The 25,223-nt window shown below is 66.2% G+C and carries 23 protein-coding genes; 13 read left to right on the top strand and 10 right to left on the bottom strand.

Annotated features, from left to right (window positions below; translation table 11 throughout):
* Window positions 1-173: 173 nt before the first annotated feature.
* From E4J89_RS09810 to E4J89_RS09820, 3 genes are all read left to right on the top strand, one after another.
* Window positions 174-1,145, top strand: coding sequence for an asparaginase (locus E4J89_RS09810; RefSeq protein WP_136785954.1), 972 nt, complete (start codon window positions 174-176; stop codon window positions 1,143-1,145).
* Window positions 1,146-1,172: 27 nt separating this feature from the next.
* Window positions 1,173-2,054 carry a polysaccharide deacetylase gene (locus E4J89_RS09815; RefSeq protein WP_136785955.1) on the top strand — a complete coding sequence of 294 codons (882 nt, stop codon included), beginning with the start codon at window positions 1,173-1,175 and terminating at the stop codon, window positions 2,052-2,054.
* A gap of 67 nt (window positions 2,055-2,121) precedes the next feature.
* Window positions 2,122-2,649, top strand: coding sequence for a hypothetical protein (locus E4J89_RS09820; RefSeq protein ID WP_136785956.1), 528 nt, complete (start codon window positions 2,122-2,124; stop codon window positions 2,647-2,649).
* A 34-nt stretch (window positions 2,650-2,683) separates the two neighbouring features.
* Here the strand turns inward: E4J89_RS09820 and E4J89_RS09825 are convergent, their stop codons facing one another.
* From E4J89_RS09825 to E4J89_RS09835, 3 genes are read right to left on the bottom strand one after another with little or no spacing between them, the layout of a single operon-like run.
* Window positions 2,684-3,010, bottom strand: coding sequence for a 2Fe-2S iron-sulfur cluster-binding protein (locus E4J89_RS09825; protein ID WP_136785957.1), 327 nt, complete (start codon window positions 3,008-3,010; stop codon window positions 2,684-2,686).
* Window positions 3,011-3,032: 22 nt separating this feature from the next.
* Window positions 3,033-4,427, bottom strand: coding sequence for an MFS transporter (locus tag E4J89_RS09830; RefSeq protein WP_136785958.1), 1,395 nt, complete (start codon window positions 4,425-4,427; stop codon window positions 3,033-3,035).
* A gap of 45 nt (window positions 4,428-4,472) precedes the next feature.
* On the bottom strand, window positions 4,473-5,672 hold the full coding sequence (locus E4J89_RS09835) for a cytochrome P450 (protein WP_136785959.1): 1,200 nt from the start codon (window positions 5,670-5,672) through the stop codon (window positions 4,473-4,475).
* A gap of 117 nt (window positions 5,673-5,789) precedes the next feature.
* Here E4J89_RS09835 and E4J89_RS09840 point away from each other — a divergent pair, with 117 nt between their 5' ends.
* The 4 genes from E4J89_RS09840 (at window position 5,790) to E4J89_RS09855 (ending at window position 10,200) form a co-directional block, all read left to right on the top strand.
* Window positions 5,790-6,548 carry an IclR family transcriptional regulator gene (locus E4J89_RS09840; protein ID WP_136785960.1) on the top strand — a complete coding sequence of 253 codons (759 nt, stop codon included), beginning with the start codon at window positions 5,790-5,792 and terminating at the stop codon, window positions 6,546-6,548.
* Window positions 6,549-6,662: 114 nt separating this feature from the next.
* The gene (locus tag E4J89_RS09845; RefSeq protein WP_240691830.1) at window positions 6,663-7,931 is read left to right on the top strand and encodes an MFS transporter; all 1,269 of its coding nucleotides are present in this window, start codon (window positions 6,663-6,665) and stop codon (window positions 7,929-7,931) included.
* An 81-nt stretch (window positions 7,932-8,012) separates the two neighbouring features.
* Window positions 8,013-9,287, top strand: coding sequence for an MFS transporter (locus tag E4J89_RS09850; RefSeq protein ID WP_240691831.1), 1,275 nt, complete (start codon window positions 8,013-8,015; stop codon window positions 9,285-9,287).
* Between the two features lie 130 nt (window positions 9,288-9,417).
* Complete coding sequence (locus E4J89_RS09855) at window positions 9,418-10,200, top strand: SDR family oxidoreductase (RefSeq protein ID WP_136785961.1); 783 nt, start codon at window positions 9,418-9,420, stop codon at window positions 10,198-10,200.
* A 118-nt stretch (window positions 10,201-10,318) separates the two neighbouring features.
* Here E4J89_RS09855 and E4J89_RS09860 read toward each other — a convergent pair whose 3' ends face one another.
* A complete protein-coding gene (locus E4J89_RS09860) occupies window positions 10,319-11,284 on the bottom strand; it encodes an ornithine cyclodeaminase family protein (RefSeq protein ID WP_136785962.1) in 966 nt (321 codons plus the stop codon).
* A gap of 403 nt (window positions 11,285-11,687) precedes the next feature.
* Between E4J89_RS09860 and E4J89_RS09865 the strand changes: the two genes are divergently transcribed.
* Window positions 11,688-13,586, top strand: a complete 1,899-nt coding sequence (locus tag E4J89_RS09865; RefSeq protein WP_136785963.1) for an FAD-binding monooxygenase — start codon at window positions 11,688-11,690, stop codon at window positions 13,584-13,586.
* Window positions 13,587-13,661: 75 nt separating this feature from the next.
* Here E4J89_RS09865 and E4J89_RS09870 read toward each other — a convergent pair whose 3' ends face one another.
* The 4 genes from E4J89_RS09870 to E4J89_RS09885 all read right to left on the bottom strand — a co-directional run bounded on the left by E4J89_RS09870 (window position 13,662) and on the right by E4J89_RS09885 (window position 17,846).
* On the bottom strand, window positions 13,662-14,645 hold the full coding sequence (locus tag E4J89_RS09870; RefSeq protein ID WP_136785964.1) for a hypothetical protein: 984 nt from the start codon (window positions 14,643-14,645) through the stop codon (window positions 13,662-13,664).
* Window positions 14,646-14,793: 148 nt separating this feature from the next.
* On the bottom strand, window positions 14,794-15,462 hold the full coding sequence (locus E4J89_RS09875; RefSeq protein WP_136786062.1) for a DNA alkylation repair protein: 669 nt from the start codon (window positions 15,460-15,462) through the stop codon (window positions 14,794-14,796).
* A 99-nt stretch (window positions 15,463-15,561) separates the two neighbouring features.
* A complete protein-coding gene (locus E4J89_RS09880) occupies window positions 15,562-16,554 on the bottom strand; it encodes a nuclease-related domain-containing protein (RefSeq protein ID WP_169303960.1) in 993 nt (330 codons plus the stop codon).
* 239 nt (window positions 16,555-16,793) lie between these two features.
* Entirely contained in the window at window positions 16,794-17,846 is a 1,053-nt protein-coding gene (locus tag E4J89_RS09885) for an LLM class flavin-dependent oxidoreductase (protein WP_136785966.1), read from the bottom strand.
* Between the two features lie 179 nt (window positions 17,847-18,025).
* Between E4J89_RS09885 and E4J89_RS09890 the strand changes: the two genes are divergently transcribed.
* The 5 genes from E4J89_RS09890 (at window position 18,026) to E4J89_RS09910 (ending at window position 22,804) form a co-directional block, all read left to right on the top strand.
* Window positions 18,026-18,640: a thymidylate kinase gene (locus tag E4J89_RS09890; protein WP_240691832.1), complete on the top strand. Its 615-nt coding sequence runs from the start codon at window positions 18,026-18,028 to the stop codon at window positions 18,638-18,640.
* A gap of 151 nt (window positions 18,641-18,791) precedes the next feature.
* Window positions 18,792-19,199, top strand: coding sequence for a hypothetical protein (locus E4J89_RS09895; RefSeq protein WP_136785967.1), 408 nt, complete (start codon window positions 18,792-18,794; stop codon window positions 19,197-19,199).
* The gene (locus tag E4J89_RS09900) at window positions 19,196-21,193 is read left to right on the top strand and encodes an alpha/beta hydrolase (RefSeq protein WP_136785968.1); all 1,998 of its coding nucleotides are present in this window, start codon (window positions 19,196-19,198) and stop codon (window positions 21,191-21,193) included. The genes E4J89_RS09895 and E4J89_RS09900 overlap by 4 nt, the downstream gene beginning before the upstream one ends.
* Complete coding sequence (locus tag E4J89_RS09905) at window positions 21,190-21,828, top strand: hypothetical protein (protein WP_136785969.1); 639 nt, start codon at window positions 21,190-21,192, stop codon at window positions 21,826-21,828. The genes E4J89_RS09900 and E4J89_RS09905 overlap by 4 nt, the downstream gene beginning before the upstream one ends.
* Before the next feature lie 190 nt (window positions 21,829-22,018).
* Entirely contained in the window at window positions 22,019-22,804 is a 786-nt protein-coding gene (locus E4J89_RS09910; RefSeq protein WP_136785970.1) for an acetoin reductase, read from the top strand.
* Window positions 22,805-22,884: 80 nt separating this feature from the next.
* On the opposite strand, the gene E4J89_RS09915 is transcribed toward E4J89_RS09910, so the two are convergent.
* Window positions 22,885-24,372, bottom strand: coding sequence for a benzaldehyde dehydrogenase (locus E4J89_RS09915; RefSeq protein WP_136785971.1), 1,488 nt, complete (start codon window positions 24,370-24,372; stop codon window positions 22,885-22,887).
* 46 nt (window positions 24,373-24,418) lie between these two features.
* Window positions 24,419-25,063 carry an IclR family transcriptional regulator C-terminal domain-containing protein gene (locus E4J89_RS09920; protein WP_276606342.1) on the bottom strand — a complete coding sequence of 215 codons (645 nt, stop codon included), beginning with the start codon at window positions 25,061-25,063 and terminating at the stop codon, window positions 24,419-24,421.
* Between the last annotated feature and the right edge of the window lie 160 nt (window positions 25,064-25,223).

Consider the following 25,223-nt stretch of genomic DNA (forward strand, 5'->3'; position numbering starts at 1 on the left):
GTGCCGCAGTGAGCTCCGCAACAACCAATCAGCATAGGGGATTGCGCCTCCGGTGACGCAGCGCACTTGCGGCAAACGTTTGTGTAAAGCATACTGGCGTCTAATTCCGTTCCGCGGCGACGATGCGAACGCAATAGCTTCGGCTTCCATCGAGCCAGAAAGGTGCACCTACCATGCCTCAGATTTCAGTGTTGGCGACCGGAGGCACTATTGCCTCACGCCAAGACTCGCGGGGCGCCTCGGTTGCCAGCCAAGGGGTGGAGGGCCTGCTGGCCGGAGTGGCAGAGGGTCCCACGGAAGTCATCTCCCGCGACATATTCCAGCTCGGTTCCTACCTTCTGAACCACGGCCACCTCCGCCGCATTGCGGAAGAAGTCGCCCTCGAAGTCGAACGCGACGACGTCGATGGAGTCGTCTTGACTCACGGCACGGACACCATGGAGGAGACCGCCTACCTGTTGGATTTGGTGCATGCCAGCCCCAAGCCGGTGGTGCTGACCGGGGCCCAGCGCCCGGCAGACGCCACGGATACGGATGGGCCATCCAATCTGCGCGACGCCATTGCCGTCGCCGCAGCCGAAGAGGCACGAGGCACCGGCGTCTCGATCTCCTTTGCGGGCCAGGTTTTCGCTGCCCGAGCAACCCGTAAAGCACACACCGTCGCGCCAGCGCCGTTCCGCACCATGGACGGCGGGCCCGTGGGCCGCGTTGGAGCCGGCGACGTCGAATTCTCGTTCCGTCCGATCCGTCCGCCAGCCTTACCGCTCCCGCCCCAGCGCTTTGACTCGACGCGGGTGGACGTGGTTTCGCTCCACCCCGGTGCAGATGCCTCGCTGGCTCGTGCCGCGGTGGATGCCGGAGCACAGGCCGTGATCATTGCCGGCAGCGGCGTGGGCAACGGCAACCACCGCATCCTCGAGTGGGTGGAGGAAGCCGTTGAGGCGGGCATCGCCGTCGGGCTCTCCACCCGAGTACCGGAAGGACCGGTAGTCCCGTTCTACGGGAATGGCGGCGGCGCCGATTTGGTCCGAGCCGGCGCCCTCCCCCTCGGGTCGTTGCCGGTATTCCACGCCCGTTTACTTCTCGCCCTCTTGATATCGCACGGCGAGACACCGGCCCCTGATCTGCTGGCCCCCTATATCTGATCCATCCCCCGACACGAAGGAAAGAGAATGGCAAAGGAAATTTCTGTAGCATTTGGCATCGACGTGGACGCCGTCGGCGGCTGGCTGGGCTCCTACGGCGGCGAGGACTCCCCCGATGACATCTCGCGGGGCATGTTTGCAGGCGAAGTAGGCGTCCCCCGCCTCAACGCCCTGCTGAAGAAATACAACCTGCCTGCCACCTGGTTCTGGCCGGGGCACTCCATCGAAACCTTCCCCGAGCAGTTCGACGAGGTGGTCGCCTCCGGCCACGAAATCGGCGTGCACGGCTACAGCCACGAGAACCCGATCGCCATGAGCCGGGAACAGGAAACCGAAATCCTGGACTACTGCATCAACCTCATCGAACAGCGCACCGGCAAGCGTCCGACCGGCTACGTGGCGCCGTGGTGGGAGTTCTCCAATGTGACGAACGAGCTGCTGCTGGAGCGCGGGATCACCTACGACCACTCCCTGATGCACCGGGACTTCGAACCCTATTACGTGCGCGTGGGCGACAGCTGGACCAAGATCGACTATGACAAGCCCGCCAGCACGTGGATGAAGCCCTTGGAGCGTGGCGAGGAAACCGATCTGGTTGAGATCCCGGCGAACTGGTACCTGGACGATCTGCCCCCGATGATGTTCATCAAGTCGAGCCCGAACAGCCACGGTTTCGTCAATCCCCGCCATCTGGAAGAAATGTGGCGGGACCAGTTCGACTGGGTTTACCGCGAATACGATCAGGCCGCATTCACGATGACCATCCATCCCGATGTGTCGGGCCGCCCTCAGGTGTTGCTTATGCTGGAACGGCTGATCGAACACATCAACGGCCACGACGGCATCAAGTGGGTCGATTTCAACACCATTGCCGAGGAATTCAAGGCCCGCAACCCGCGGCAGAAGTAATTCCGGACACCACCTAGTTATGTGCGGAGCCTGCTCCGGAGGCGCCTACGATTGGGCCGGACCACTCGTGTCCGGCCCAATTCGGCGCGCGTCAATCGCCCGGTTTCTCAACCGCAGCTGTCCCGGCATCACGGTGAAGACCTTTCCCCAAGGCTGGACCATCGCCACTCGGACGGGGGCCAGTAAGACGGCCAAGGCGTTCAACGACCTGCTGGAGGCCGCAGCCCCACATTCATCGGTAAGGACATGGGCCGAGTTCGATGAACTGTTGCTGGCTACTTCGTCGTCGACCCATCCCGAGGAGTTCGACGAATACCAGCCGCGCCCGGCGGACAAGGCGCTGGACGCACAGACCGTGCTGACCGGCTCCTCATTGGCTGCGGCCCATCTGCGGCTCACAGCATTCGGGCTCGGCATCCGGACCTTCGATCCTGGGCCTGTTGCTGTGAATGTTGAGCATCGCCAGGCTCCGTTCAGGCTCTTGGCTCTTTCAGGCCAGGTCCTCGGCTCCACGGAAATCTCAACGCTTGCCCATCACAGTGTGCCCGCAACTCTTCACCAGCAACCACGGACATTACCCGATATGGAAACGTAGGAGTGCGGCTCCAGGCCGCACCCCTACTGAATCCTCAGCTTTGCTCGGCCGGGAGGTCCACCTCGATTTCAGCGAAGTCGTCGCCCGCCCTTAGCTGGCAGCCCAGCCGGCTGCGGGCATCGTCCCGCGGGGAGGCTGTGCAGTCCAGCATCTCGTCCTCGTCCTCGCCGGTCTGGGGCAGCCCGTCCAGGTACTCCTCGCGGACGTAGACATGGCAGGTGGCGCACATCGCCTGGCCGCCGCACTCGCCCACAATGCCGGCCACGCCGTTGCTGACTGCGGCGCGCATCAGTGAGGTGCCGGGGTCGGCGTCGACTATGTCCACTCCGCCGCCGGGCTGGTGGAAGCTGATCTTGGCCATGGGTTGTCCTTCCTTGTGCGGTCTACTGCGCGGGCTGGGCAGCAGGTGCCGGCAGCGTTCCGTGGCCGGAATCCTGCCCTGGCTCGTCGCCCAGACTGCGGTCTTTGGACTCGGGCATGAAGATCACCGTGACCAGGCTGACCGCGGCGATGATGGACAGGTAGACGATCACCGGGGTCAGCGAGGAGCCGCTGCCGCCGTAAAGGTTGGCCAGCACCAGCGGGGTGAAGCCCGCACCGAGCAGCGTGGCGATCTGGTAACCAACGGAGGCACCGGTGTAGCGGGACGATGTGCCGAACCGCTCGGCGATGAACGCCGCCATGGGCCCGTACAGGACCGTCTGGGTGACGATGCCCAGCGTAAAGGCCAGAAAGATCGAGGCCATGTTTCCGGTGGAGAGCAGCGCGAAGACCGCAGGCGTGACCGCGATGAACAGGATGTTGCCGGCGATCATCAGCGGCTTGCGGCCCACCCGGTCGGAAATCCGGCCCATCAGCAGCGTGGTGCCGATGCTGATCACACCGGCGCCGGCGAACGCGAGCATCACGTCGGAGCGCGGCACGCCCAGCGAGACCGTGTAGGTGATGGAGAAGGTGGACAGCAGCGTCTGCAGGGCAAAAGCGGATGTGGCCGCGAGGATTACCGTCACCAGCAGGCCCGGCCGGCGCAGCACCTGCAGCAGCGGAATGGTGCGGCGGGCCGTGGGCGCTGCGGCGCGTTCGGCAGCTTCACGCTCCAGCGCCTGCTGGAACACTGGGCTCTCCGACACCCGCGAGCGCACATACAGCCCGAGCAGCAGGAGGACGAAGGACAGCAGGAACGGCACACGCCAGCCCCAGCTCAGGAACTGGTCCTGTGGCAGTGCCGAGAACATGCTCATCATCAACAGACCCAGCACCGAACCAGTCGGCGCCCCGGCGTTGGTGAACGAAGCGGCGAACCCGCGTGCCTTGGGGTCCGCATGCTCCAGCGCCATCAGCGCAGCGCCGCCCCATTCCCCGCCCACGGCGATGCCCTGCAGCACCCGCAGGAACACCAGCATCACCGCGGCCCACGGCCCGATCAGCTCCGGCGTGGGGACCAGGCCAATCGCCGTCGAGGCGAGCCCCATCAGCATCATCGAAATGACCAGTAGTTTCTTCCGGCCCAGCCGGTCACCGAAGTGGCCGAAAATGATGCCGCCCAGCGGCCGCGCTACATAGCCTGCGGCGAAGGTTCCGTAGGAGGCGACCACGCCGGCCCACGGATCCAGGTTTGCGAAGAACACCGGCCCGAAGACCACGGCGGAAGCTGTGGCGTAGAGCAGGAAGTCGTAGAACTCGATGGTGGTGCCCAGATAGCTGGAGAAAATGACGCGCCGTCGTTCGCGTACGGTGGCGGAGCCAGGGGCCAATCGTGACTGTGTATTCGTAGACATCATCGTCCTTCTGATGGGTGGGTGGGGGTGGTGCGGGTGGTTGGATTACCAGGCGACCGGAAGGCTAGTCATGCCGCGGAAGACCCAGCCGTCCCAGGTCTCGCTCCGGTCCGGGTCCTGGCGCAGCTCCGGCAGTTCCCGGTACAGCATCGGCACGGCGATCTCGCCGACCGCTTTCTGCGCGGCCCACTTACCGGCGCACTGGTGCACGCCGCTGCCGAAAGCCAAGTTCGGCCCGCCACTGCGGTGGATATCGAACTCATCCGGGTGGGTGAATTGGTTCCGGTCCCGGTTCGCGGAGGCCAGGATCATCCCCACCTGCGTCCCGGCGGGGATGGCAACTCCTGAAACAACGACGTCGGACACCGTTTCCCGGGTGATCATGCCGATCGGGGAGAAATAGCGGGTGCCCTCGGTGAAGGCCTGCTTCCACAATCCGGGGTCGGCCAGCAGTTCGGCCTTCTGCCCCGGCGCGCGGTCCAGCAGCCAGACCAGGTTCGTGATCATGTGCTGCGGTTCGTTCACACCGCCGGAGATGGCCAGCTTCACGTTGTTGCGGACCTTGTCCTCATCCATGCCGGATTCCAGCAGCATCGAGGTAATGGACGCGTCCGGGGTGCGGCGCAGCCGGGCAATCGTCTCGTCCAAGGCGGCATCGCATTCCATCCGCGAGACCTCGCAGCGGTCCCAGATCTCCTGCCGATCCAGCACATTGCCGGTGCCGGCGATGAAATCGCGGGACCAGCGGGCCAGATCCAGCGGCTCCACGCTGGTCATGCCCAGCATGTCGCACAGGTTCTTGGCGGCCAGCGGTTTGGCAAAGTCGAGATTCAGGTCGGCTTTGCCGTTGCCTGCGTCCAGCATGCGGTTCAGGTAGTGGCGGGCGTTCGCCTCGAACTTCGCGGCCCAGATCTCCATGATTTGCTTGGGCCGCAGCGTGCGGTTCATCGGTGCCCGCTCCGCCGCATGCTCCGGGTCGTCCTTGCGGATCATCGGCTGCCCGCCCATGGCCCGGACCATGGTGCCGCCGGAAACGTTGGAGGAGAAGATCTCCGGATGCCGCTCGCCGAAGCTGCAGCCTTCGTAGCTGGAAATGAGGACCTTCTTCACCGCGGGAGACCAGGCCACCGGCGTCTCCTCGCGCAGCCGGGCATAGCTCCGATACGGGTCGCGGGCCAGCTCGGTCGGCTCCAGCCAAGCGGCCTCCGGCAAGGTCTGCGCGGTGGCAGTCGGTGCGATCGTCATGATCCGCCTTTCGGTCAGTCAGGCCCGGCCATCGCCGGGTCTTGCCGAAAGCATGGTGCAGATCACAACAGCGCATGCGTAGAATTCGTATCATGCGAATAAGTAGCGGTCGGTGACGTGGCCAGGTCTTCCGGCGGCCGGTCTGCCATCTCGCGCGCAGTCGATGTACTGGAGGCATTCGACCCCTCCAGCAATGAGCTGACGCTGACCCAGATCGCTGCCCGCACCGGCCTGCCGATGGCCACTGCGCATGGCATCGTCACCGAGCTGGTCGCCCTCGGGCTGCTGGAGCGACGCGGTCGGGAAGTCATCCTTGGTGTCCGGCTGTGGGAGCTGGCGGTGCGCGCCCCGGGTGTTGTGGGCCTGCGTGAAATCGCGCTGCCGCATCTCGAGCGAGTCCGCGACCGGCTGAAGCAGCACGCCCAGCTCGGCATCCTGCAGGGCGGCGAGATCCTGTACTTGGAGCGCCTGTCAGCACCGGAGTCGGTGGTCAACTTCACCAAGGTCGGCGGCCGCATCCCGTGGTACGCCACGTCCAGCGGCCTGGTCCTGGTTGCCGACGCACCGCCCGAACGGCAGGAAGAAGTCCTGGGCCTGCCGCGCCCGCGGTTCTCGGTCGAGCCGCATCCCAGCAGCGCCGACCTGCGGCCGATCCTGGCCAAGGTCCGCCGCGAAGGCCACGCCGTCACCCGCGGCTACATCCATCCGGATGCCACCGCCGTCGCCGTCCCCATCAAGGGCCCCTACGGACACGCCGTGGCGTCCATCGCCGTCGTCGTCCCGACTGAAGGTTTCCGCGCTGCCCCGGTCCTTGAGGTCCTCGCGCCCGCGGCCCATGCCGTGAGCGCGGACCTGAAGCAGAACTACCTGGGCTAGCCGCCGCCCCGAGCGCCTGCCGGAGCCCGACCGGCTGATTCGGTAGGGTGGCTGAGGTGGCTGCCGGACTCCGGACCACCGCGACCCCAAGTGAAGGAGCCAGCGACGGACCGCGTGTTTGCTTCCCGGCCGTTGTTGCCGTGGGTGGTTCTGGGCATTGCCATGCTCGCCATCAGCCTGCGGGCCCCGATCATCGCGCCGACCGCCGTCCTTGGCGAGATTCAGGCGGACATCGGTTTGACCGCTGCCGGAGCGGGCCTGCTCACCGGGCTCCCGGTGCTGATCTTCGCGCTGGCCACTCCGCTGGCCACCCGCACCATCAGCCGGTGGGGCCCCGAAGCCACCGTGCTGCTGTGTCTGGGCGGCGTGCTGGCCGGAACGGTGATCCGTTCCCTGGGCCCGGCTGCGGTGGTTTTTGCCGGCACGGCGATCATCTCCGTCGCCATTACGCTGGGCAACATTGTGGTGCCGGTGTTGATCCGCCGCGATGTGCCGTGGAACCGGGTATCCGCAGTCACCGGCGCCTACTCGGCCATCATGAACGTCGGGTCCATGGCAGCAGTGCTGACCACCGCGCCGCTGGCTGCGCTGGTGGGGTGGCGGTGGGCGTTGGCGGCCTGGGCAGTGGTGGTAGCCATCGGCTTGGCCTATTGGCTGCCGACCGCGCGTCGCCGCCGCGAAGCGCTGGCGTCAGACCACGGCGGCGCGGGGCCGGAAGGGCCATCCGGGCGCCCAGCGGCTACCGGCGGCCGGGGCGCCGACGGGCCGGACGCCCCCGGCGCCACTGCATCGACGTCCCTCCGCGGACGGAGCAACCGGTGGATCGTCGTGGTGCTGACCGTGGCGTTCTGCGGGCAGTCGGCCGCTTACTACGCCACCACCACCTGGCTGCCGCTGCTGCTGGCCGACGTTCGGGGCCTGTCCGCCACGGCGTCCGGTGCCAGTGCATCCCTGTTCCAGGTCGCCGCCATTGTCGGCGCGCTAGGTGTGCCGCTGCTGGCGGCGCGCACCCGGCTCTGGGTGCCGACGGCAGGGATTGCCGTGCTGTGGATTTCGCTGCCCATCGGGCTCCTTCTTGCACCTGACGCCTACCTCCTGTGGTCCGTCACGGGCGGCATCGCCCAGGGCGGTGGATTTACCGCGATCTTCTCCGTCATCCCCCGCGTGGCACGTACTGACCGGGAGGCGGCGACCGCCTCCGCCCGCATCCAGACCGGCGGATATCTGGCCGCCACCTGCGCCCCGCCAGTGGCCGGATGGCTGCACACCTTAACCGGTGGCTGGACCGCGCCCCTGCTCCTGGTCCTAGCCCTGACGCTGGCGTTTACCGTAGCCGGCTTGTCCGCGGTGCAGGCCTCCGAGCGGCGGCACCCACGTCCCTGAGGACGACGGCGGCGCGCGCCTGGGCGTCATGCCCCACCGCTCGCTGCCCGCCAACGGCATAATCGGAAGCTAGGTTCATCCGTGGCGTCCGGCCATGGCAACGATGTCCGGGACCGAGCAGCCAAGGAGGCCGAGCGCGTGCAGGAGAAGCTGTGGAGCAGGAACTTTGTGCTCGCCATCGGCACCAACCTGTTCATCTACATCGTGTTCTACCTGCTGATGACGTCCATGGCGCTCTATGCGGCGCAGCGGTTTCTGGCTTCCGACGCCGGGGCCGGCTTCGCCTCCAGTGCATTCATCGTCGGGGCGCTGATCTCGCGCTTCTTCGCCGGGCCGCTGATCGACAATGCCGGCAGGCGGCGGGTCCTGCTGATCAGCCTGACCGCCTTCGTGGCGGTGTCGCTGTTGTATATCCCAGCGGGTTCACTGACAATGCTGCTGGCCTTGCGTCTGGCTCACGGCGTGGCGTTCGGTCTAGCCAACACGGCGGTCACGGCCGGGGCGCAGGCGCTGATTCCGCCGAGCCGGCGCAGCGAAGGCACCGGCTATTTCGCGGTCTCGACGACGCTGGCCACCGCGGTCGGCCCGCTGATGGCGGTGCTGCTGGTGACGGACGGCAATTACGACGGCGTTTTCCTCTTCTGTGCGGCCAGTTCCGTGGCGGCGATGCTGGTGACCCTCGTCCTGCGGTTGCCCGAGGCGCCGCCGGCGCCCACCGCCGTCGTCCATCACCACGGTCTTGGCGGCGGGCAGGGGAAGCGGCGACCGAGGCCCGCCGCCCTGCTGTCGAAAGTCTTCGAGCCGACGGTCCTGCCGATCGCCACGGTGCTGTTGGTTGCCGGGCTGGCCTACTCCGGAGTGCTCTCCTTCTTGGCCTCGTACGTGGCCGCTTCCGGTGCCGCGGATGCCGCCGCACTGTTCTTTGGCGTGTTCGCCGCCGCCGTGCTGGTGTCCCGGCTGACCGCCGGCAGGATCCAGGACCGCCGGGGCGACAACGCGGTGATCTACCCGGCCATGGCACTGTTCGCCGCCGGGCTGGCGCTGCTGGCGCTGGGGCCCGCGGCCTGGGTCATCGTCACCTCAGCGGTGCTGAGCGGGTTGGGCTTCGGCACCCTGCTTCCGGGCACTCAGGCCATCACCGTGGGGCTGGTGCCGGAGCGCAGGTTCGGCACCGCGCTGGCCACCTACTACCTGATGCTGGACATCGGCACCGGCCTGGGCCCGGTGCTACTGGGCGTGCTGGTGCCGCTGACCGGCTTCGACGGGATGTATGTCTGGCTGGGCGCGCTGATGGTGGCCTGCGTCCCGCTGTATTACCTGGTGCACGGCCGGGTGGCCAGGAAAATTGCCGTGTAGCAACGCCGGCCGGGCTCCTGTACCGGACATCACAGCGGTAGCCGGAATGTTCGGGCAAATTCATGCGCTTGCATGAATATGGACGCCCCAGCCGGGCATCCGTTCCAGTCAGACGAAGGGAAGTATCACCATGCAGAGGTTCTCTGGCAAGTCAGTCATCATCACCGGTGCGGGTTCGGGGCTGGGGCGCTCCGCCGCCCTCCAGGTCGCGAAGGAGCAGGGCAAGCTGACCCTGGTTGACCTCAACGAGGCCGGCCTCAAGGAAACCGAGAAGGAAATCCGCGCGGCGGCCCCGGAGGCCGAGGTCCTGCTGGTGACTGCCAACGTCGCCGACGAGACAGCGGTCGAGAACTACGTCTCCGAGGCCGTCAAGCGCTTCGGCCGGATCGACGGCTTCTTCAACAACGCTGGCATCGAAGGCAAGCAGAACCTGACCGAGGACTTCGGCTCCGACGAGTTCTCCAAGGTGGTTTCGATCAACCTCAAGGGTGTCTTCTTCGGCCTCAAGCATGTCCTGAAGGTCATGAAGGAACAGGGCTCCGGCGCCATCGTGAACACCGCATCCGTAGGCGGCATCCGCGGCGTCGGCAACCAGTCCGGCTACGCCGCCTCCAAGCACGGCGTCGTCGGCCTGACCCGCAACTCCGCCATCGAGTACGGCCAGTTCGGCGTGCAGATCAACGCCATCGCCCCCGGCGCCATCATGACCCCGATGGTCGAGGGCTCACTCAAGCAGATGGACTCGGAGAACTGGGAAGAGGTCGGCAAGGCCTTCGTCGAGCCGAACCCGATGAAGCGCTTTGGCAAGCCCGAAGAGGTCGGCCAACTGGTCGCCTTCCTGCTCTCCGGCGACGCTGGCTTCATCAACGCCGCAGTCATCCCGATCGACGGCGGCCAGTCCTACAAGTACTGACCCCTGCCTTTCCCCACTCGGGGAACGATCTTCAGGAGGCCGACGGCGGCGCGCACGCACCGCCGTTGGCCTCCTTTTCTGGCAGTATCCACCGGCGCCAAACCGAGCCCAGGACCGGCTACTGCCCCGGCCGGCCCTCTTCGTACACCACCGCAGCTGTGACCAGGTCTTCCCAGGCCATGCCCACGCCGGTGTAGAGGCAGCAGGTGCGCGGCCGCCGGTTCAGCTTGCCTTCCATCAGGTCGCGCAGGTTGGGCGGCTGGATGCGCTGCCACTCCTCCACGCTTCGCGCGGGGATCAGATCCCCACTCTCCCGCCACGAGGACGCGCGGCCTTCCACCACAATGTCGCTGCGCAGCACCAACTCCGCATCCACCTCGCGGGCGTCCAGTCCGTGCTGCCCCACGGACGCGATGATCGCCCCGTCCTTGGGCAGCGTCCCGTCGAACAGTGGCTCCGGCGAGGATGTCACACACAGCACGACGTCGGCGCTCGCCACCGCCCCGTCCGGCGCACCGGTTGCGTCGGCCACCTTGATCCCCTCGGCGGCCAGCGCGGCCACCAGTTCCGCCACCCGGTGCGGGCGCTGGCCGACCACGGCAAAGCTGGCCTTGGCGAAGACAGCCCGTGCGGCGCGGATGTGGTTCAGTGCCTGCACGCCGGCACCAAAGACCAGCACCTGCGGGGCGTCCCCGAAGCCTTCGCCTTCCGGAGCCGCGGCAGCGATGTTCTTCACCGCGGCCAAGGTGGTGGCCGGCGTGCGGATGGCGGTCAGTTCCGCGCCGTCCATGGTGGCCAGCGGAGCCAACGTCTCGGCGTCGAACAAAAGGTAGATGCCCTGAATCTTCTCCAGCCCGCGGGCTGGATTGGACGGCGCGATCGTTGCCACCTTCACTCCGGAGTAGCGGCCACCGCCCTCGGTCGGCATGAGCAGGAATTCCCCGTCCGGCGCGGGGCTGAACAACCGCGGGCTGTCCAGTTCCGGGTCAACGGCGGACAGCAGCCCCTCCTCGATGGCGCGCACCGCCCGGTCGAAGGGAAGGGCAGAACGCACGGCACCGGCGTCGAAATAGGGAATTGTCACGGGAAGCGGTTCCTTTCAGCGGCGGTCAACGGACCCGGAAGGCGCGCAGCCGTAAAGCCGGAGTCCTTAGTTGGCCGGAGTCTACGTTCAACCTCCGGCGGTTAAGCGTTCGTGCCCGTAACCACGCGTCATCCAGGGCCGATGCACAGCCACACGAGCCCAAGCTTCCACGCACGGCAGGGCCAGGGCCACCCGGGAGCAGACTCAGCGCTGCCCCCGGGGCAAACCCAAGGAGCCCAACTTCGCCGTTCCGGTGGACCCAGCACTGTTACTTGGATTACTTGTTAGCTGCGTCATGTTTGTCGTACAGTAGCTAAACCGACCGGTTATTCAGTTATAGAACCCGGTGTTCAAATATAGAACACAGGCCAGCGCAAACGGCCCAACGAAGTGAGGACATCCCGTGCAGTTCCACCACCACGGTTACGTATCAGGCGACCCGCGTATCAAGCCCGCCGCCGGCGTCGGCATCGACCGCCCGGAAGAGCTTCCCGACCAGGTCGACGTGCTCATCGTGGGCTCCGGACCTGCCGGCATGCTCGCGGCTGCCCAGCTCGCCCAGTTCCCGAACATCACCACCCGCCTGGTGGAGCGCCGCGATGGCCGGCTGGTACTGGGCCAGGCCGACGGCATCCAGGCCCGCAGCGTGGAGACCTTCCAGGCCTTTGGCTTCGCCGAGCAGATCACTGCCGAGGCCTTCTGGCTCACCGAGATGAACTTCTGGCGCCCGGACACCGAGAACCCCCGGAACATTGTCCGCGGCGGCCGCGCCGTCGACGACGAGATGGGCATCAGCGAGTTCCCGCACCTGATTGTCAACCAGGCCCGCGTGCTCGACTACTTCGCCGAAGTCGCCGCCAACTCCCCCAGCCGCCTGACCCCTGACTACGGCTGGGATTTCAGCAGCCTCGAAGTGACCGACGAGGGCGACTACCCGGTGAAGGTAACGCTGGTCCGCAGCGCCGGCCCGGATGAAGGCACCGAGCGCATCGTCCACGCCAAGTACGTGGTGGGCTGCGACGGCGCCCGCAGCAAGGTGCGCGCCTCGATCGGCAGCACCCTGGCCGGCGACAGCGCCAACCACGCCTGGGGCGTGATGGACGTGCTGGCCAACACCGACTTCCCGGACATCCGCACCAAATGCGCCATCCAGTCGCACGACGGCGGGTCCATCCTGCTGATCCCGCGCGAAGGCGGCTACCTGTTCCGCATGTACGTGGACCTCGGCGTGGTGCCCGATGACGACAACGGCAAGATCCGCCAGACCACCATCGAGCAGATCATCGCCAAGGCGAACGAGATCATGACCCCGTACACCGTGGACGTGCGCAGCGTCGCCTGGCACAGCGTGTACGAGGTGGGCCACCGCCTCACCGACCGGTTCGACGACCTGCTGCCCGAGGACGTCGGCGCCCGCACGCCGCGCGTCTTCATCACCGGCGACGCCTGCCACACGCACTCCGCCAAGGCCGGCCAGGGCATGAACGTCTCCATGCAGGACGGCTTCAACATCGCCTGGAAGCTGGGGCACGTGCTGGAAGGCCGCAGCCCGGAGAGCCTGCTCTCCACCTACTCCGCCGAGCGCCAGGTAGTGGCCAAGAACCTCATCGACTTCGACAAGGAATGGTCGACGATGATGGCGAAGAAGCCCGAGGAGTTCAACGACCCCTCGGAACTCGAGGACTTCTACGTGCGCACCGCCGAGTTCCCGGCCGGCTTTATGACCGAGTACACCTCCTCGATGCTCACCGCCGAGGCCAAGCACCAGGATCTGGCCGCCGGTTTCCCGGTGGGCAAGCGCTTCAAGTCCGCCAAGGTCTCCCGCGTCTGCGACACCAACCCGCTGCACCTGGGCCACCTCGCCGAGGCGGACGGCCGCTGGCGCATCTACGTTTTCGCCGACCAGGCAAAGGCCGGCGAGTCCGCGGCTGTTGCGAACCTGGGCGAATGGCTGGCAACCGCACAGGATTCGCCGCTGGCCGCCACCCCGGAGGGCGCTGACCTGGACGCCTGGTTCGATGTGAAGGTCATCTACCAGCAGAACCACGAGGACGTTGACATCAACGCCGTCCCCGCCGTGTTCAAGCCCCAGGTCGGCCCGTTCCAGCTGACCAACCTGGAAAAGGTCTTCGGCACCGCCAAGGACGAGGACATCTTCGACGTCCGCGGCCTCTCCCGCGACGGCGCTATCGTGGTGGTTCGCCCGGACCAGTACGTGGCCAACGTCCTGCCGCTGACCGCGACGGCCGAACTGGGCGAGTTCTTCGCCCCGCTGCTGCCGGCCCGCCAGCCGCAGCACTAACCAGCAGATCAGGAGGACGACGGCGGTGCGCACGCACCGTCGTCGTCCTCCTCTTTTAAGCCTCCGTGGGATCGGCTATCTGAACCGGACGCGTTCGATCTTGAGGACAGAGGCTTTATTGACCACCGTTACCCTGAGCCACTCCTTAAACGAGGTCCCGCCCTGGATTGAGACGCGGCGCAGGTTGGGCACCTTTTTGGCAATTCCGTAGAAGGAAAGCCACTTCGAGGAGGTCAGCGGTCTATCGCTGCGGTAGGCGTGGGTGTCGCCGTTAAACAGGAAGACCGGCCGCCCGAAACGAGTACTCTCGGCCGCAATGGCCCGCACGAGCGGCCGGTACGCGGCTTTGTAGGTGGATCCCGATCCAACGAACATGTCTGCCTGCGTCAGCAAGACCACGGCCCGGGCTTTGCTGGCCTTGGCCTGCGCGAAGGTGCTGCGGATCAGGGAGATACCGGCTTTGGTCCTGGCAGTCACTTCCGAGCGCTGGGCCGCGGTCGGCGAGGAATAGCCCAGCCCGGTCCACGCGGACAGGTCGTTTTTGGACCCGACGGCATGCAGGGCTCCGAAGATGATGCCCGCACGTTTCAGGCGGACATTTTCTGGGTATTTGGACTGAGGTGTGACAGCGGCGGTGGTTTTTCCCAGCGTCCGGCCCGGCTTGGGGAAGAAGACCCGGCGCACTGCGGCCAGCCGTTTGAGCGGGCTGCCCGCGCCCACGTCGGCCCGGTGGCAGTCGGCCCATTCGTTGTCCCCTGGGGTGTAGATGAGGGGATCGGCAAACCGGTTGAAGGCGGACTTGACCTTGGCGTAGTAGGAGTTGGAGCAATTGATGGGTGAGCTGATGTCACCCAGATGGGCTACCAGCTTCACCCGCGGATCGGCATTGATTTGGGCAATCCGCCCGGGAAACTTCGCCAACTGGGTTGACCCGTAAGGTACGTCGCCGATCACGGCGAAGCTGAACGGCTTAGCGGCGGCCGCATCAGCGGCGGGCAGCGCCGGCGCTGCCGCGAGTGCGAGGCAGACCGCGAGGGTACTCAGTCCGGGGCGTCTCATCGGTTTCCTCCATGCGAGTGACAGCATGATTGGTAGCGACAACGCCGGTGCAACCGCGGCAACCGTTCCCCCACAGGCGCCGACACCCCGAACGCTATAGGACGGCTCTGGTCCCTGTCCACACCTCAGGGCTGTGAAGCCCGCGCGCTCAGCCGCCCTTGCGGCTCACCATTTCGTTGATCCAGATGGGCGCGAACGGGGAGGTGCAGTTCGGCGGCGTGGGATAGTCCTTAAGCACTTCGAGGCGTTCGCCGATGTCGAGCGCGCGGGCGCGGTGCTCGGCGTGCTCGATTCCGATCTGGGCCAGCGTGTGGTTCATGGCCCACTGCAGCCGGTCCGGTGCGTCCTTCATCTCCGCCTCGACGGTGTCCAGCAGTCCCGGCAGGTCCAGCCCCTCGGGTTTCTTGGCCACCCGTTCGGTGGTCAAGGCCCAGCCGGCACTGGCGACCACCGGGTCCGGATCAGCGGTCCAGGCCACGCGCAGTTCTTCGGCGTGCGGGCTTTTCTTGACCACATAGTTCACCAGCCAGTCGTGCACCTTGGGAGCACGCGACTCGCGCAGCATCGCATCCAGTTCATCTCGCTCGAAGGCCTTCGGCCGGCAGATCAGCAGTGCCAGCAGCCGGGCCGCGGTGTTATCCGTGGCCCACAATTCGCGGGCCAGATCCTGCTGGGTCTTCAGCCGCTTCGCCACCGCACGCAGCTTGGACAGGTTCACTCCGTGATCGTCGCCGCGCTTCTCGTTCGCCTCGCGCATCTTCGGATCTTCCAGCGTGGCCAACTCGGCCATCACCTCGGCCACCGTCGCCTCGGACATCTCACCCTCCCGGTCACTCACGTCTGAGATTCAGCCTACTGGAGCAACTGCTCACGCCCGCAGTCCGGAGAGACAGATGAATTCCCGAATTCACTGGGCTCAGTACGGCCGGAAGCCGCGGGCGGACCTGCGCGGTCGGAAGTTGGCGGCGGGTCGGCGCGGTCGGAAGTTGGCGGCCGGTCGGCGCTGGACCGCTAATAATGGCCTGCTGCCCCGCCGCGTGCCAGCGTCAGAGCGGGCACGCTTTCGCAGCGATAGCAGCCTGGCCAGAGCGTAACGATCCACCGTTCCTGCCTTCTTACCCTGCAGCAGCCAATGGCCGATCATGTCGATCCCTTCCTGCACCCCGGTAACGGGAATTCCAGTCGGGGAAATCTGGCGCCCCGGCGTGAACGTGACATCCCCCGGGGCGTTCGCATGGACTATGACATGGCACGTCATTTCAGCCCCGACCTTGGCGGTCAGCGGGTGGGTCTGGAGGACATCCATGTGAATAGGCCTCCGCCTCAGCCCGCGCGGATGGACGGAAGCCAGTGTCTCGCTATCGACCCATTGATATTGCCCGGGCTTCCAGAACTTGGAGTCGACATAGACCACCCGGTCCCCATTGATTACTGCGTGATCAACGTCCGCCACATGACTGCCCGGGAACCGCAACCCGTGGAGGATGCGCGTCCCGGGAATGGCCAGCAACATTTCCAGCGCCTGCGCCGTCCACCGCTCGCCCTCCACACCTTTGGCGATGTCCTCCCGCCGAAAACGGGTCCACCCACTAAGCAACGCGTCGCCGGGTGCGCCGAAGACCAATTGCCGGGCAGTTGCCATGGACACCGCCTTGCCCCAACGCCGACCCACGACCTTAATGATCAGACAAAGAACCAGCACCAGGGCGACGGCGACCGGCCAGAAAGCGGGCGCGCGGCCGAACGCCACACTCGGCATTGCGCTCAAGAGGACCAGTGTCAGGGCAAATCCCAGCAGCATCACCCCGATGATGATCAGCACGCGCAGTGCGTTGTAGCTGCGACCGATCCGTTCCGCTGCTGGCGTCGGTGCGGCCAACCACGACAGCTTGTTCGGATCGAATTCCATGAAGGGTGAGTACTCAGTCGAGACCGTCGTCGGTCGCGGAATATCACCCGGCTCTCCCGGACGTTCCATGCAGTTCCCCCAAACCACGTGAAGCAGAGACCGACAGTATGCCTCACGCTGCTCAGGGTGGCCCGAAAGATCCGGTAAAGATTTCCACCAGTGGTATCGACGGGTGGCCCGTTCACTTGCCCTTCGGGCGGTGGAAAAGCTGAGGCGGTTTGTTCGCCGTCATGATGGTCCTAAACGTCTTGGCTCAGTACTTCCCGGTCCGCAGGCTGCCAGCCGAGCGCCGGCGCGACCTCACGTGCCGCGACGGTCAGGATCCGGCGCACCACACTGGCCGGGTAGTCGAAAGGCAGCGCGATGACGAGCTCGTCCGCTGCGGCGAGCGCAACGTCGCCGGCGAGCGCTGCCGCGACCTGCTCGCCGGAACCGGCGGCCACCCGGCCGAACTGGAACGGCAGGTCCGGGTTGCCGCCTTGGCGCTGCGCGTCGCGGTCCAGCAACCACTGCAGTTCCGCCTGTTCCTGCGCATCGGTGTAGGGCGCAATCTGCCGGCTCACCGATGCGTGCGAGCGCCAGCCTGCCACCTTGGCATGCTCCGCCCGGTAGGCCTCGATGCACGCCAGCTGGGCCTCCTCAAAGCTCAGCTCGGTGACCTCGGTGTTGAGCGTGGAGAGCTGCAGGCCGAGCCCCTGCCGCCCGGTACGTTCGGCGCTGGCCAGCGACCCGGCACCGTAGGCGATCCGGCCGCGCAAACCCGGACTGACCGGTTGGACCGGCAGCTCGGCGCCGGCCTTGGCGAACGGCACCTGCTCATCGGCAACGGCAATCGTCCGGCCTTCCACCGCGTGCAGGAACCGCTGGACGCGCTCGTCCACTACGGCCCGCAGGCTGCCGTCGATCGAGCCGTATGCCTGCGCGAACGTTCCCTCGTTGTTGGAGTAGCCGGAGCTCAGCCCCAGTTCCAGCCGGCCGCCGGTCAACAGGTCCACGGTGCCGGCTTCCTCGGCCAGCCGGACGGGGTCCTCGAAGCGGATCGGCGTGACCGACGTGCCCACCCGGATCCTCCTGGTCCGCTGGGCGGCCGCGGCCAGGAACGGCAGCGGCGCCGAGAGGTAGTGCTCCAGATGGCGATGCCGGACGTAGCCGACGTCGTAGCCAAGGTCCTCCGCCAGTTCGAAGAGCTCCAGCCCCTCATCTAGGCCCCGGGACCGGCCGCCACCAATTCCGGAGTGCTCAACAAAGGCCAGGAAACCCAAGCGGAAGGGCTGCGGGGCGGCATCGGTCATGGAGTTGGTCCTTTTCGGTGGCTGGGCGCTGGTCTTCCAGTCAATAATGCGTGCGGTTCTACCGCGTCCCGGCGTTACGTTTCACTACGTCACGGTCGGACTTACGTCACAGGCGGACGGGGGATTGATCCTGGCCAGGCGTTCGTTGTCACGGGGAGACCAGACGAGAGCAGGGGCCCTTGCCAACCGAAACCAGACACCGCCCACGTCTGCACGCGCGCAGGACCGTCGTCGTCCTCGGCATCGACGGGGCAGGGAAAACGACGACGGCGGCGGCGCTGGTCACGGCCGAGCAGGCGGCGGGCAGGGCTGCCCAGTTGGTGCGCAATCCGGCCGGACGGCGTTGGCTGTCCCGGGTCGCTGCACGCTGTGGCATCGGCGTTGCGTCGCGCTGGGCTGACCGGTTCGAGTCAACGGTGCGCCTGATCAACGTGCTGACCGCCCAACTGCGGGCGGCCGTGTTCCCCGGCACCACAGTGATGGACCGACACTTGCCGTGCCAACAGGTGCTGCGCGCCGTGCGCGGCCTGCCCCGGGGACGATTTCTGCCCTGGCTGGTCCAGGTATTGCCACGGGCGGACACGGTGGTGCTGCTGGACCTGCCTGCCGCGGCAGCTCAGGCGCGGATCAGCGCGCGGGGTGAGGATTCCGAGTCGACGGCCTATCTGCGGGCGGCACGCGAGGCGTACCTGCGGATGGCCAGGTCCTCGGGCTGGCGCGTGGTCGATGCGTCCGGGTCCCGCAGCGAGGTGCTGGATCGGGTTCTGGCCGCAGTGGCTCCGCCAGGGAAGTAGCTGGAAACCCGCTGCCCGGAGGCTGCACTGCGTGTCCGCCCGGTGATAGCTACGCCCACCCGCCCGCCTGCAACGCCCCTCCCGCCCGGTAGCGGCACGTCCCCACCATGGGGAGTGCTCCCCATTCAGTTCATGGCGTCTTCGTGGAACAGTGGCCGAGGAACGGTTAACCACGGAGGGCGGAACGGGCATGGGCAGCTGGCGGGTCAATCCGAGGCAGCTCCACATGGTCCTGGTGGATGTGGCCGCCGACGGCCAGTCGCTGGACAAGGCGGCAGGCGACGCCGCAGCGGCCGGCGAGCAGGCGGCGTCGTTGTTTGGCAGCGCCGTCGACGTGGCGGATGCCTTCGCCGGGTTCTGGTCGCCGCGGCGCGACGTCGGCCAGCGGATCGCCGGCCTGGTCTACGGCAAGTCCCGGGTGGTGGCAGAGACGGCCGAGCTGTTCGTCGACGCCGACGGGCAGATGTCCGCTGCCGCGGCTGACTTCGCCGAATCGCTGAATGCCGGTGACGCTCCGGTGCTTGCAGCGCGCGGCTTCGGCCCGGTGCCGCAGCCGTGACCACCAGGCTGGGCACTGTCCCTGAGCTCGATGTGCCCTGGGACCAGTTGTCGGATGCTGTGGAGGAGATGTCGCGGCGTGCTGCCTCCGCGGGCAGCTATCTGGTGGATGCGGGCGCTGCGTGGTCGGGGCTGAAGGACGCCTACCGGCAGCCGGATACCGAGCTGGAGGTCCACGCCGCGCTGACCGAGCTGGATGGTCCAATGCAGGAGTGGACCGCAGCCTTGGCCGCAGCCCGCGATGCGTTGGCAGCGTTCGTTTCCGCGGGCCGACCGCTGCAGGCGGAGGCGGAGGAACTGGCTGCCGCACGGCCCGCACTCGCCGCCCACCTGGCCACCGCGCTGGACGGCGACGGCGCACAGGGCGACAACCAGGCGGAGCGCGCCCTCCGCCGAGCGGAAGCGTTCAATGGCCGAATAGCCGCGCTGCGGGCTGACTGGCAGGCGCTGAGCTCCGAGACCTCCGCAGCGCTCAAGGGCATCAGCGGCGGCACCCTCGACTCGCTGCCGGCCACCCCGCTGCTGGCCGCCTCCGCTTCGCTCCCGGCGGCACCGCCGTGGGCCAGTTTTACCAGCGGCCTGAACGAGCGTTTCGGCCCGCTGACTCCGGAATCGTACCTGGCCTCGCTGACCGGGCTCACCGATCAGGAACTGCGCGACTGGGCGGCGGCCAACCCGGAAGGCGCTGCCTTGCTGGCCGCCAACACACTGCCGGCCTTGCGGTTGCCCGGCTCCGCCGAGGCGGTGATGGCCCAGGCCATGGCCAACGACGCCGCACTCACCGAAGCCGGGATCAGCGCCATCCGGGACGCCTGGAAGGGGCTGGCGCCGGATGACCAGGAACGCCTGCTGCTGCTCTACCCGGCGGTGTTCGGCGCGCTGAACGGGGTTCCGTTTGCCAACCGGATTCGCGCCAACACCCTGACCGCCGCTGGCTACCGCGAAACGGTGGCGACCCAGCAGGAGCGGCTCGGCGCCAAGCCGGACCTCAACGACTACCTTGCTGACGCACGAAATACGCACGGGCATCCGCGGGCCGTGTACCAACAGGCTTACAACCGCTACACCGCGGATCTCGAGGATTGGCAGGCGGAGCACAACCGGCTGGCGACGCTGCGCTCGGGACTGGACTTCGCCGTCGAGAATCGGCTGCAGGTGGTGATGCTCGGGCTGGAAGGCGATGGACGGATCGTCACCATGGACGGGGCGCTGGGGCCGGGGACCCGGACCATCGCCACCCTGGTGCCGGGGACCGGCGCGGACCTGGGCCAGCTGGAAGCCTACACACACCGGCTGGATGCGGTGAACGGCGAGCCCTCGGCGGACACGGTCTCCTTCTACTGGCAAGGCACGGATCTGCCGGATGAGATCAGCGACAACATCACCGCCTCGTTCAACGAGGACGGCGGCCCGTTGCTCGCGGCGTTTGACCATGCGCTGGATCTGGAAGCCCGGTCCGATGCCCGGACCACGTACATCGGCTACAGCGCCGGCGGCTCGCTGCTGGGCACCGGCGAGCGCGAGGGCCTGGATTCCACCAACATTGTCTACGTGGCGCCCGCCGGCACCGGGCACAACGTGGGCAGTCCGGCGGACACGGCCAACCCGGACGCGAACCGCTACTGGCTGCAAACCCGCGACGACCCGATCTCCGCCGCACAGCTCCTCGGCGGCGGCTACCACGGCTCGTCCTTCTGGCGCGGCGGCAGTCCCACCGCCATGGATCCGGTCCGGCTGGAGACCGGCTTCCTCGCCCCCGAAGACTCCGGCTCGCTGATGGGCGGGCACACCGACTACTTCCGGCGGGACTCCACCTCGGCCACCAATATCCAGGGCATCATCGAAGGCACCGAGGTCAGCCCCTACGTCGAGGACCAGATCCACCAGACCTACTCCGCCTACGGCCCGCTCATCGTCAGCCCGCTGGAGCAGAATCCCGAGGACTACGCCTATGGCAACCTTGAGACCGTGACGGTTGAAAGTCTGGAGAAATGACCATGCGGGAGTCCTTCCCACCGCACCGGCCGTCCCGTCTGCGCGGCAGAGCACGACGGCGGCCGCCCGGCTTCGCCGCGTCCCTCACCACCGCGGCTGCCCTGTCCGCCATCATCCTAGGAGGCTGCGCGATGCCGCAGGAGAACCAACCGCAGGAGAGTCAGGCAACCTCGCAGGACTACGGCCGCCAGCTGGAGCAGTTGCTGGCCCAGGCCATGGCGGAGGCCTCCTCCGCCGCCGACCTGAAGGTGAACGTCCTCCGCGAAGAGACCTGCCTGCGCCCCGAGAACGAACAGCCGCAGACCCAGACCGCCTGGATCGCCCGCGCCACCGGCGAGGTCGCGGACACCGAGCAGGCCAACACGACCCTCGACGCTGCCGCCGGTTACCTGACCGCGCAGGGCTGGGAGCAGAAGAACGAAACGACCGCGCAGACCGGCGACGTGCGCAAACTCTACTTCCGCAACGGCGACCTCGGGGCCACCGCCGCCCACCACACCCTCGGCGGCCCCGGCACCGTGGTGCTCTCCTTCAGCAGCCCGTGCCTGGACCACCCCGAGGACCACCGCATGGTCCGCTCCGAACAGGACCCGGAGTACGGCAAGAACAGCCAGTACTACGACGACGGCGCCTGAGCCGCTTTCGGCAAACTTCCCGCCGCGGGCCGTCGCGTCCTTACCAGTCCGACCATTTATATGCAAAGGAATGAAACCCGGTTCCTTGCTGTTCCAGTCAGTGACACCCCCTTGAGGGTGTACAAACAGGCGGTCTATAGCACGTCGAACCGGGCAGAGACCGCCGGAGCAGTGAAAAGGAGACAACTACATGACTGTTCAGGACAAGGTCGCACTCGTTACCGGCGCAGGCCAGGGCATCGGCCGGGCCATCGCACTTCGTCTGGCCAATGATGGTTTCAACGTCGCCATTGCGGACATCGAACCGCAGCGCTCGAAGGGCGAAAGCGTCGTCGCCGAAATCGAGGCCCTCGGCCGCAAGTCTGTTTTCGTGGCCGCCGATGTGTCCAAGAAGGACCAGGTTGTTGCTGCTGTGGAAACTGCTGCCGATGCATTGGGCGGCTTCGACGTGATCGTCAACAACGCCGGCATCGCGCAGATCAAGCCCGTCCTGGAAATCACCGAGGAAGAGCTCAACCAGATCTTCAGTGTCAACGCCAACAGCGTGGTCTGGGGCATCCAGGCAGCTGCCGCGAAGTTCGAAGAGCTCGGCCACGGCGGCAAGATCGTCTCCGCCGCGTCGATTGCCGCGATCCAGGGTTTCCCGATCCTGAGCGCCTACTCGGCCTCCAAGTTCGCCGTGCGCGGCTTCACCCAAGCCGCCGCCCAGGAACTGGCACCCAAGGGCATCACGGTGAACGCGTACGCGCCGGGCATCGTCGGCACCGGCATGTGGGAGCTCATCGACAAGGAGCTCAGCAAGATCAACGGCAAACCGATCGGTCAGAACCTGAAGGAGAACGTCGAGGGCATCGCGCTCGGCCGGATCGAGACACCGGAAGACGTCGCCAAGATCGTCTCCTTCTTTGCCGGCCCTGATTCCGACTACGTCACCGGCCAGGTCCTGCTGGTGGACGGCGGCATGCTGTACAACTGATACTCCCGCCTCTTAAAAGGGAACGACGGCGTCCCTTCCCTTTCATGGGGAGGGACGCCGTCTTCGCAGTTGGGAAGGGTCTAGAGCGGATACTGCCCAGGGTCACGCCGCATCGTAATCCACCGGGTTTCGGTGAACGCGTCGATGTTCGCCTGTGCGCCTCCGTGGCGAGACCCGGTCCCCGATGAGCCCACGCCACCGAATGGTGCGGTCGCTTCATCATTCACGGTCTGGTCATTGATATGTACGATGCCGGTCGGGATTCGTCGGGCAAGCTCCAATGCCCCGAGTGCGTCGCGGCTAACGATGCCGAGCGACAGTCCGTATTCCGTGGCCGAGGCAAGCTCAACAGCCTCATCGTCCGTAGCGTATGAAACTACCGAAGCCACCGGCCCGAAAACTTCCTCGCAGTAGGCCTCCGCGCTCTTAGGCGGGTTCGCCAACACAGTGGGCCGGTAGAACAACTCATCATAGGTACCGCCGGCAGCAAGTGTGGCGCCTTGCGCTACCGCATCCTGAACAAGGGAGTGGACACGGTCACGCTGCACTTCGTCAATGAGCGGCCCGAGGTGCACCTGTCCTGCTGCTGGATCACCCACCACCATTGAGTCAGCCTTGGCTGCGAGCTTTGAAACGTATTCCTCAAAGCGTGATTCGTGCACGATGTGGCGGCCCACCGTCATGCAAATCTGGCCCTGATGCAGGAAAGAGCCCCACGTCGCCAGATTGACTGCTTGATCGACGTCGACGTCCTCCCTCACGATGAAGGCGGAATTGCCGCCAAGTTCGAGGTGCGCCCGCTTGAGATGCTTGCCAGCGAGCTCGCCAACGCTTCGCCCCGCACGCGTGGACCCAGTAAAAGCTATGACGCGGACCTGTGGATCGGCCACCATCGCTTCGCCTACATCGGCACCGCCGGGTAGGAGTTGAAGCAACCCCTTCGGCAACCCTGCCTCTTCAAAAATCCGAACCAGTGAGATGCCACCTGTGACTACCGTTCTGGGGTCCGGCTTTAGGAGAACGGCATTACCGAGAGCTAGCGCCGGGGCAACAGCTCGAATTCCCAGGATCAGCGGCACGTTGAAGGGGGAAATAACTCCCACGACTCCCACAGGTACCTGCTCAGCCAGCGAGAGCCGCGGCTCTTCGCTGGAGAGGATGGATCCGAGCGGCGCGGAGGGCAAGGTTGCCGCCTCGTAGCATTCTGCCGCCGAAACGTGCAGCGCGAACCCTGCGAGCGGTGGGATCGCGCCTACTTCGCGAATGTTCCAACCACTGATTTCTTCGGCGTGCTGCTCCCACAGTTGACCGGCGCGGCGCATCACTGCGGCTCGCTCGGGATGCGGAGTGGCCGCCCATTCCCGCTGCGCCTGGGCGGCGCTGTCGGCGGCACGGCGGACATCCGCCGGTCCCGCCAGACCAACAGTTGCTAGTGTTTCCCCGGTCGCCGGCGCAATCGATCCGAAGGTCCCGCCCGCGCCCTCCACCCACTCGCCGTCGATGAAGATTTTTCCGGTGAACACCGACTCGTCAATGAGCGGAGATGCCACTTCAGTTACTGCAACCATGTTTCCTCCTGCGTTTGTTTTGTTATTGAAGTCGACTGAATGCTGGTTATTCGTCCTGTTGGAGATCACGTGCGATCGCTGCGACAGCCGATCGGATCAAGGGAGCAAGCCGCCGCTCATCCCAGCGTTCTGGGGCAACGACCATTTCCACTGCTGCCTTCGAATACCCCTCGTCGGCGAGAATTGGAGCGGCTATCGCTACGCTCCCCTCGCCAATTTGCACTGCGTACCCGCGCCTATGCCACTGCTCCAAAACATCGTCCCCCGCGTTTTGATTCACGAAGGCAGGCATGTCGCGCGGATGCAGCCGGCGCAGGATCTGCTCCCGCCAGGCCTTTGGCTGCGCCGCAGTGAGGGCAACGCCCATAGCTGTTGCCAACAGAGGGAAAACGCGGCCCTCTTGAGCGTTTGTCCGTGCGGACTGCGGGCCTTTGACATGCCCGACGTACATCACCTCTGCCGTTTCGGGAACGTCGGTTGTCATGACTCCGAGGAAGATATTCTCGCCGCTGGCGTCATACAGCCGAGTGAGGTGCACTTGGGCTGCGTGGCGCAGGTGCAGTTGGATTGAGGAGTGTTGCGCTAATTCCCATACGAGTGAACCAACGCAGTACCGACCGCCCGAGGTGCGGGTCAAGAGGCCAAGGCTGACCAGGTCGCCAATCAAGCGGTGGACAGTGGAGCGAGGAATTCCCGATCACTCAACGAGGTCCTTGGCCGAAAGCGTGTACTCCGCCTGTGTAAAGCACCGCAGTAAGGCAACGGCACGCGCAAGCAGTGGCGCGACGGCCACCTCGTCCTCAGTTGCGGCGCCATGCATCATCGTTGGGCGGAAAATGGCGGGAGCCTCC

This window comes from Arthrobacter sp. CAU 1506 (assembly GCF_005047635.1).
Lineage (GTDB): Bacteria > Actinomycetota > Actinomycetes > Actinomycetales > Micrococcaceae > Crystallibacter.

Coding starts and splice junctions, on each gene's coding strand:
- E4J89_RS09810 (WP_136785954.1), top strand. CDS start 174: ATGCCTCAGATTTCAGTGTTGGCGACCGGAGGCACTATTGCCTCACGC.
- E4J89_RS09815 (WP_136785955.1), top strand. CDS start 1,173: ATGGCAAAGGAAATTTCTGTAGCATTTGGCATCGACGTGGACGCCGTC.
- E4J89_RS09825 (WP_136785957.1), bottom strand. CDS start 3,010: ATGGCCAAGATCAGCTTCCACCAGCCCGGCGGCGGAGTGGACATAGTC.
- E4J89_RS09830 (WP_136785958.1), bottom strand. CDS start 4,427: ATGTCTACGAATACACAGTCACGATTGGCCCCTGGCTCCGCCACCGTA.
- E4J89_RS09835 (WP_136785959.1), bottom strand. CDS start 5,672: ATGACGATCGCACCGACTGCCACCGCGCAGACCTTGCCGGAGGCCGCT.
- E4J89_RS09855 (WP_136785961.1), top strand. CDS start 9,418: ATGCAGAGGTTCTCTGGCAAGTCAGTCATCATCACCGGTGCGGGTTCG.
- E4J89_RS09870 (WP_136785964.1), bottom strand. CDS start 14,645: ATGAGACGCCCCGGACTGAGTACCCTCGCGGTCTGCCTCGCACTCGCG.
- E4J89_RS09875 (WP_136786062.1), bottom strand. CDS start 15,462: ATGTCCGAGGCGACGGTGGCCGAGGTGATGGCCGAGTTGGCCACGCTG.
- E4J89_RS09880 (WP_169303960.1), bottom strand. CDS start 16,554: ATGGAATTCGATCCGAACAAGCTGTCGTGGTTGGCCGCACCGACGCCA.
- E4J89_RS09885 (WP_136785966.1), bottom strand. CDS start 17,846: ATGACCGATGCCGCCCCGCAGCCCTTCCGCTTGGGTTTCCTGGCCTTT.
- E4J89_RS09905 (WP_136785969.1), top strand. CDS start 21,190: ATGACCATGCGGGAGTCCTTCCCACCGCACCGGCCGTCCCGTCTGCGC.
- E4J89_RS09910 (WP_136785970.1), top strand. CDS start 22,019: ATGACTGTTCAGGACAAGGTCGCACTCGTTACCGGCGCAGGCCAGGGC.
- E4J89_RS09915 (WP_136785971.1), bottom strand. CDS start 24,372: ATGGTTGCAGTAACTGAAGTGGCATCTCCGCTCATTGACGAGTCGGTG.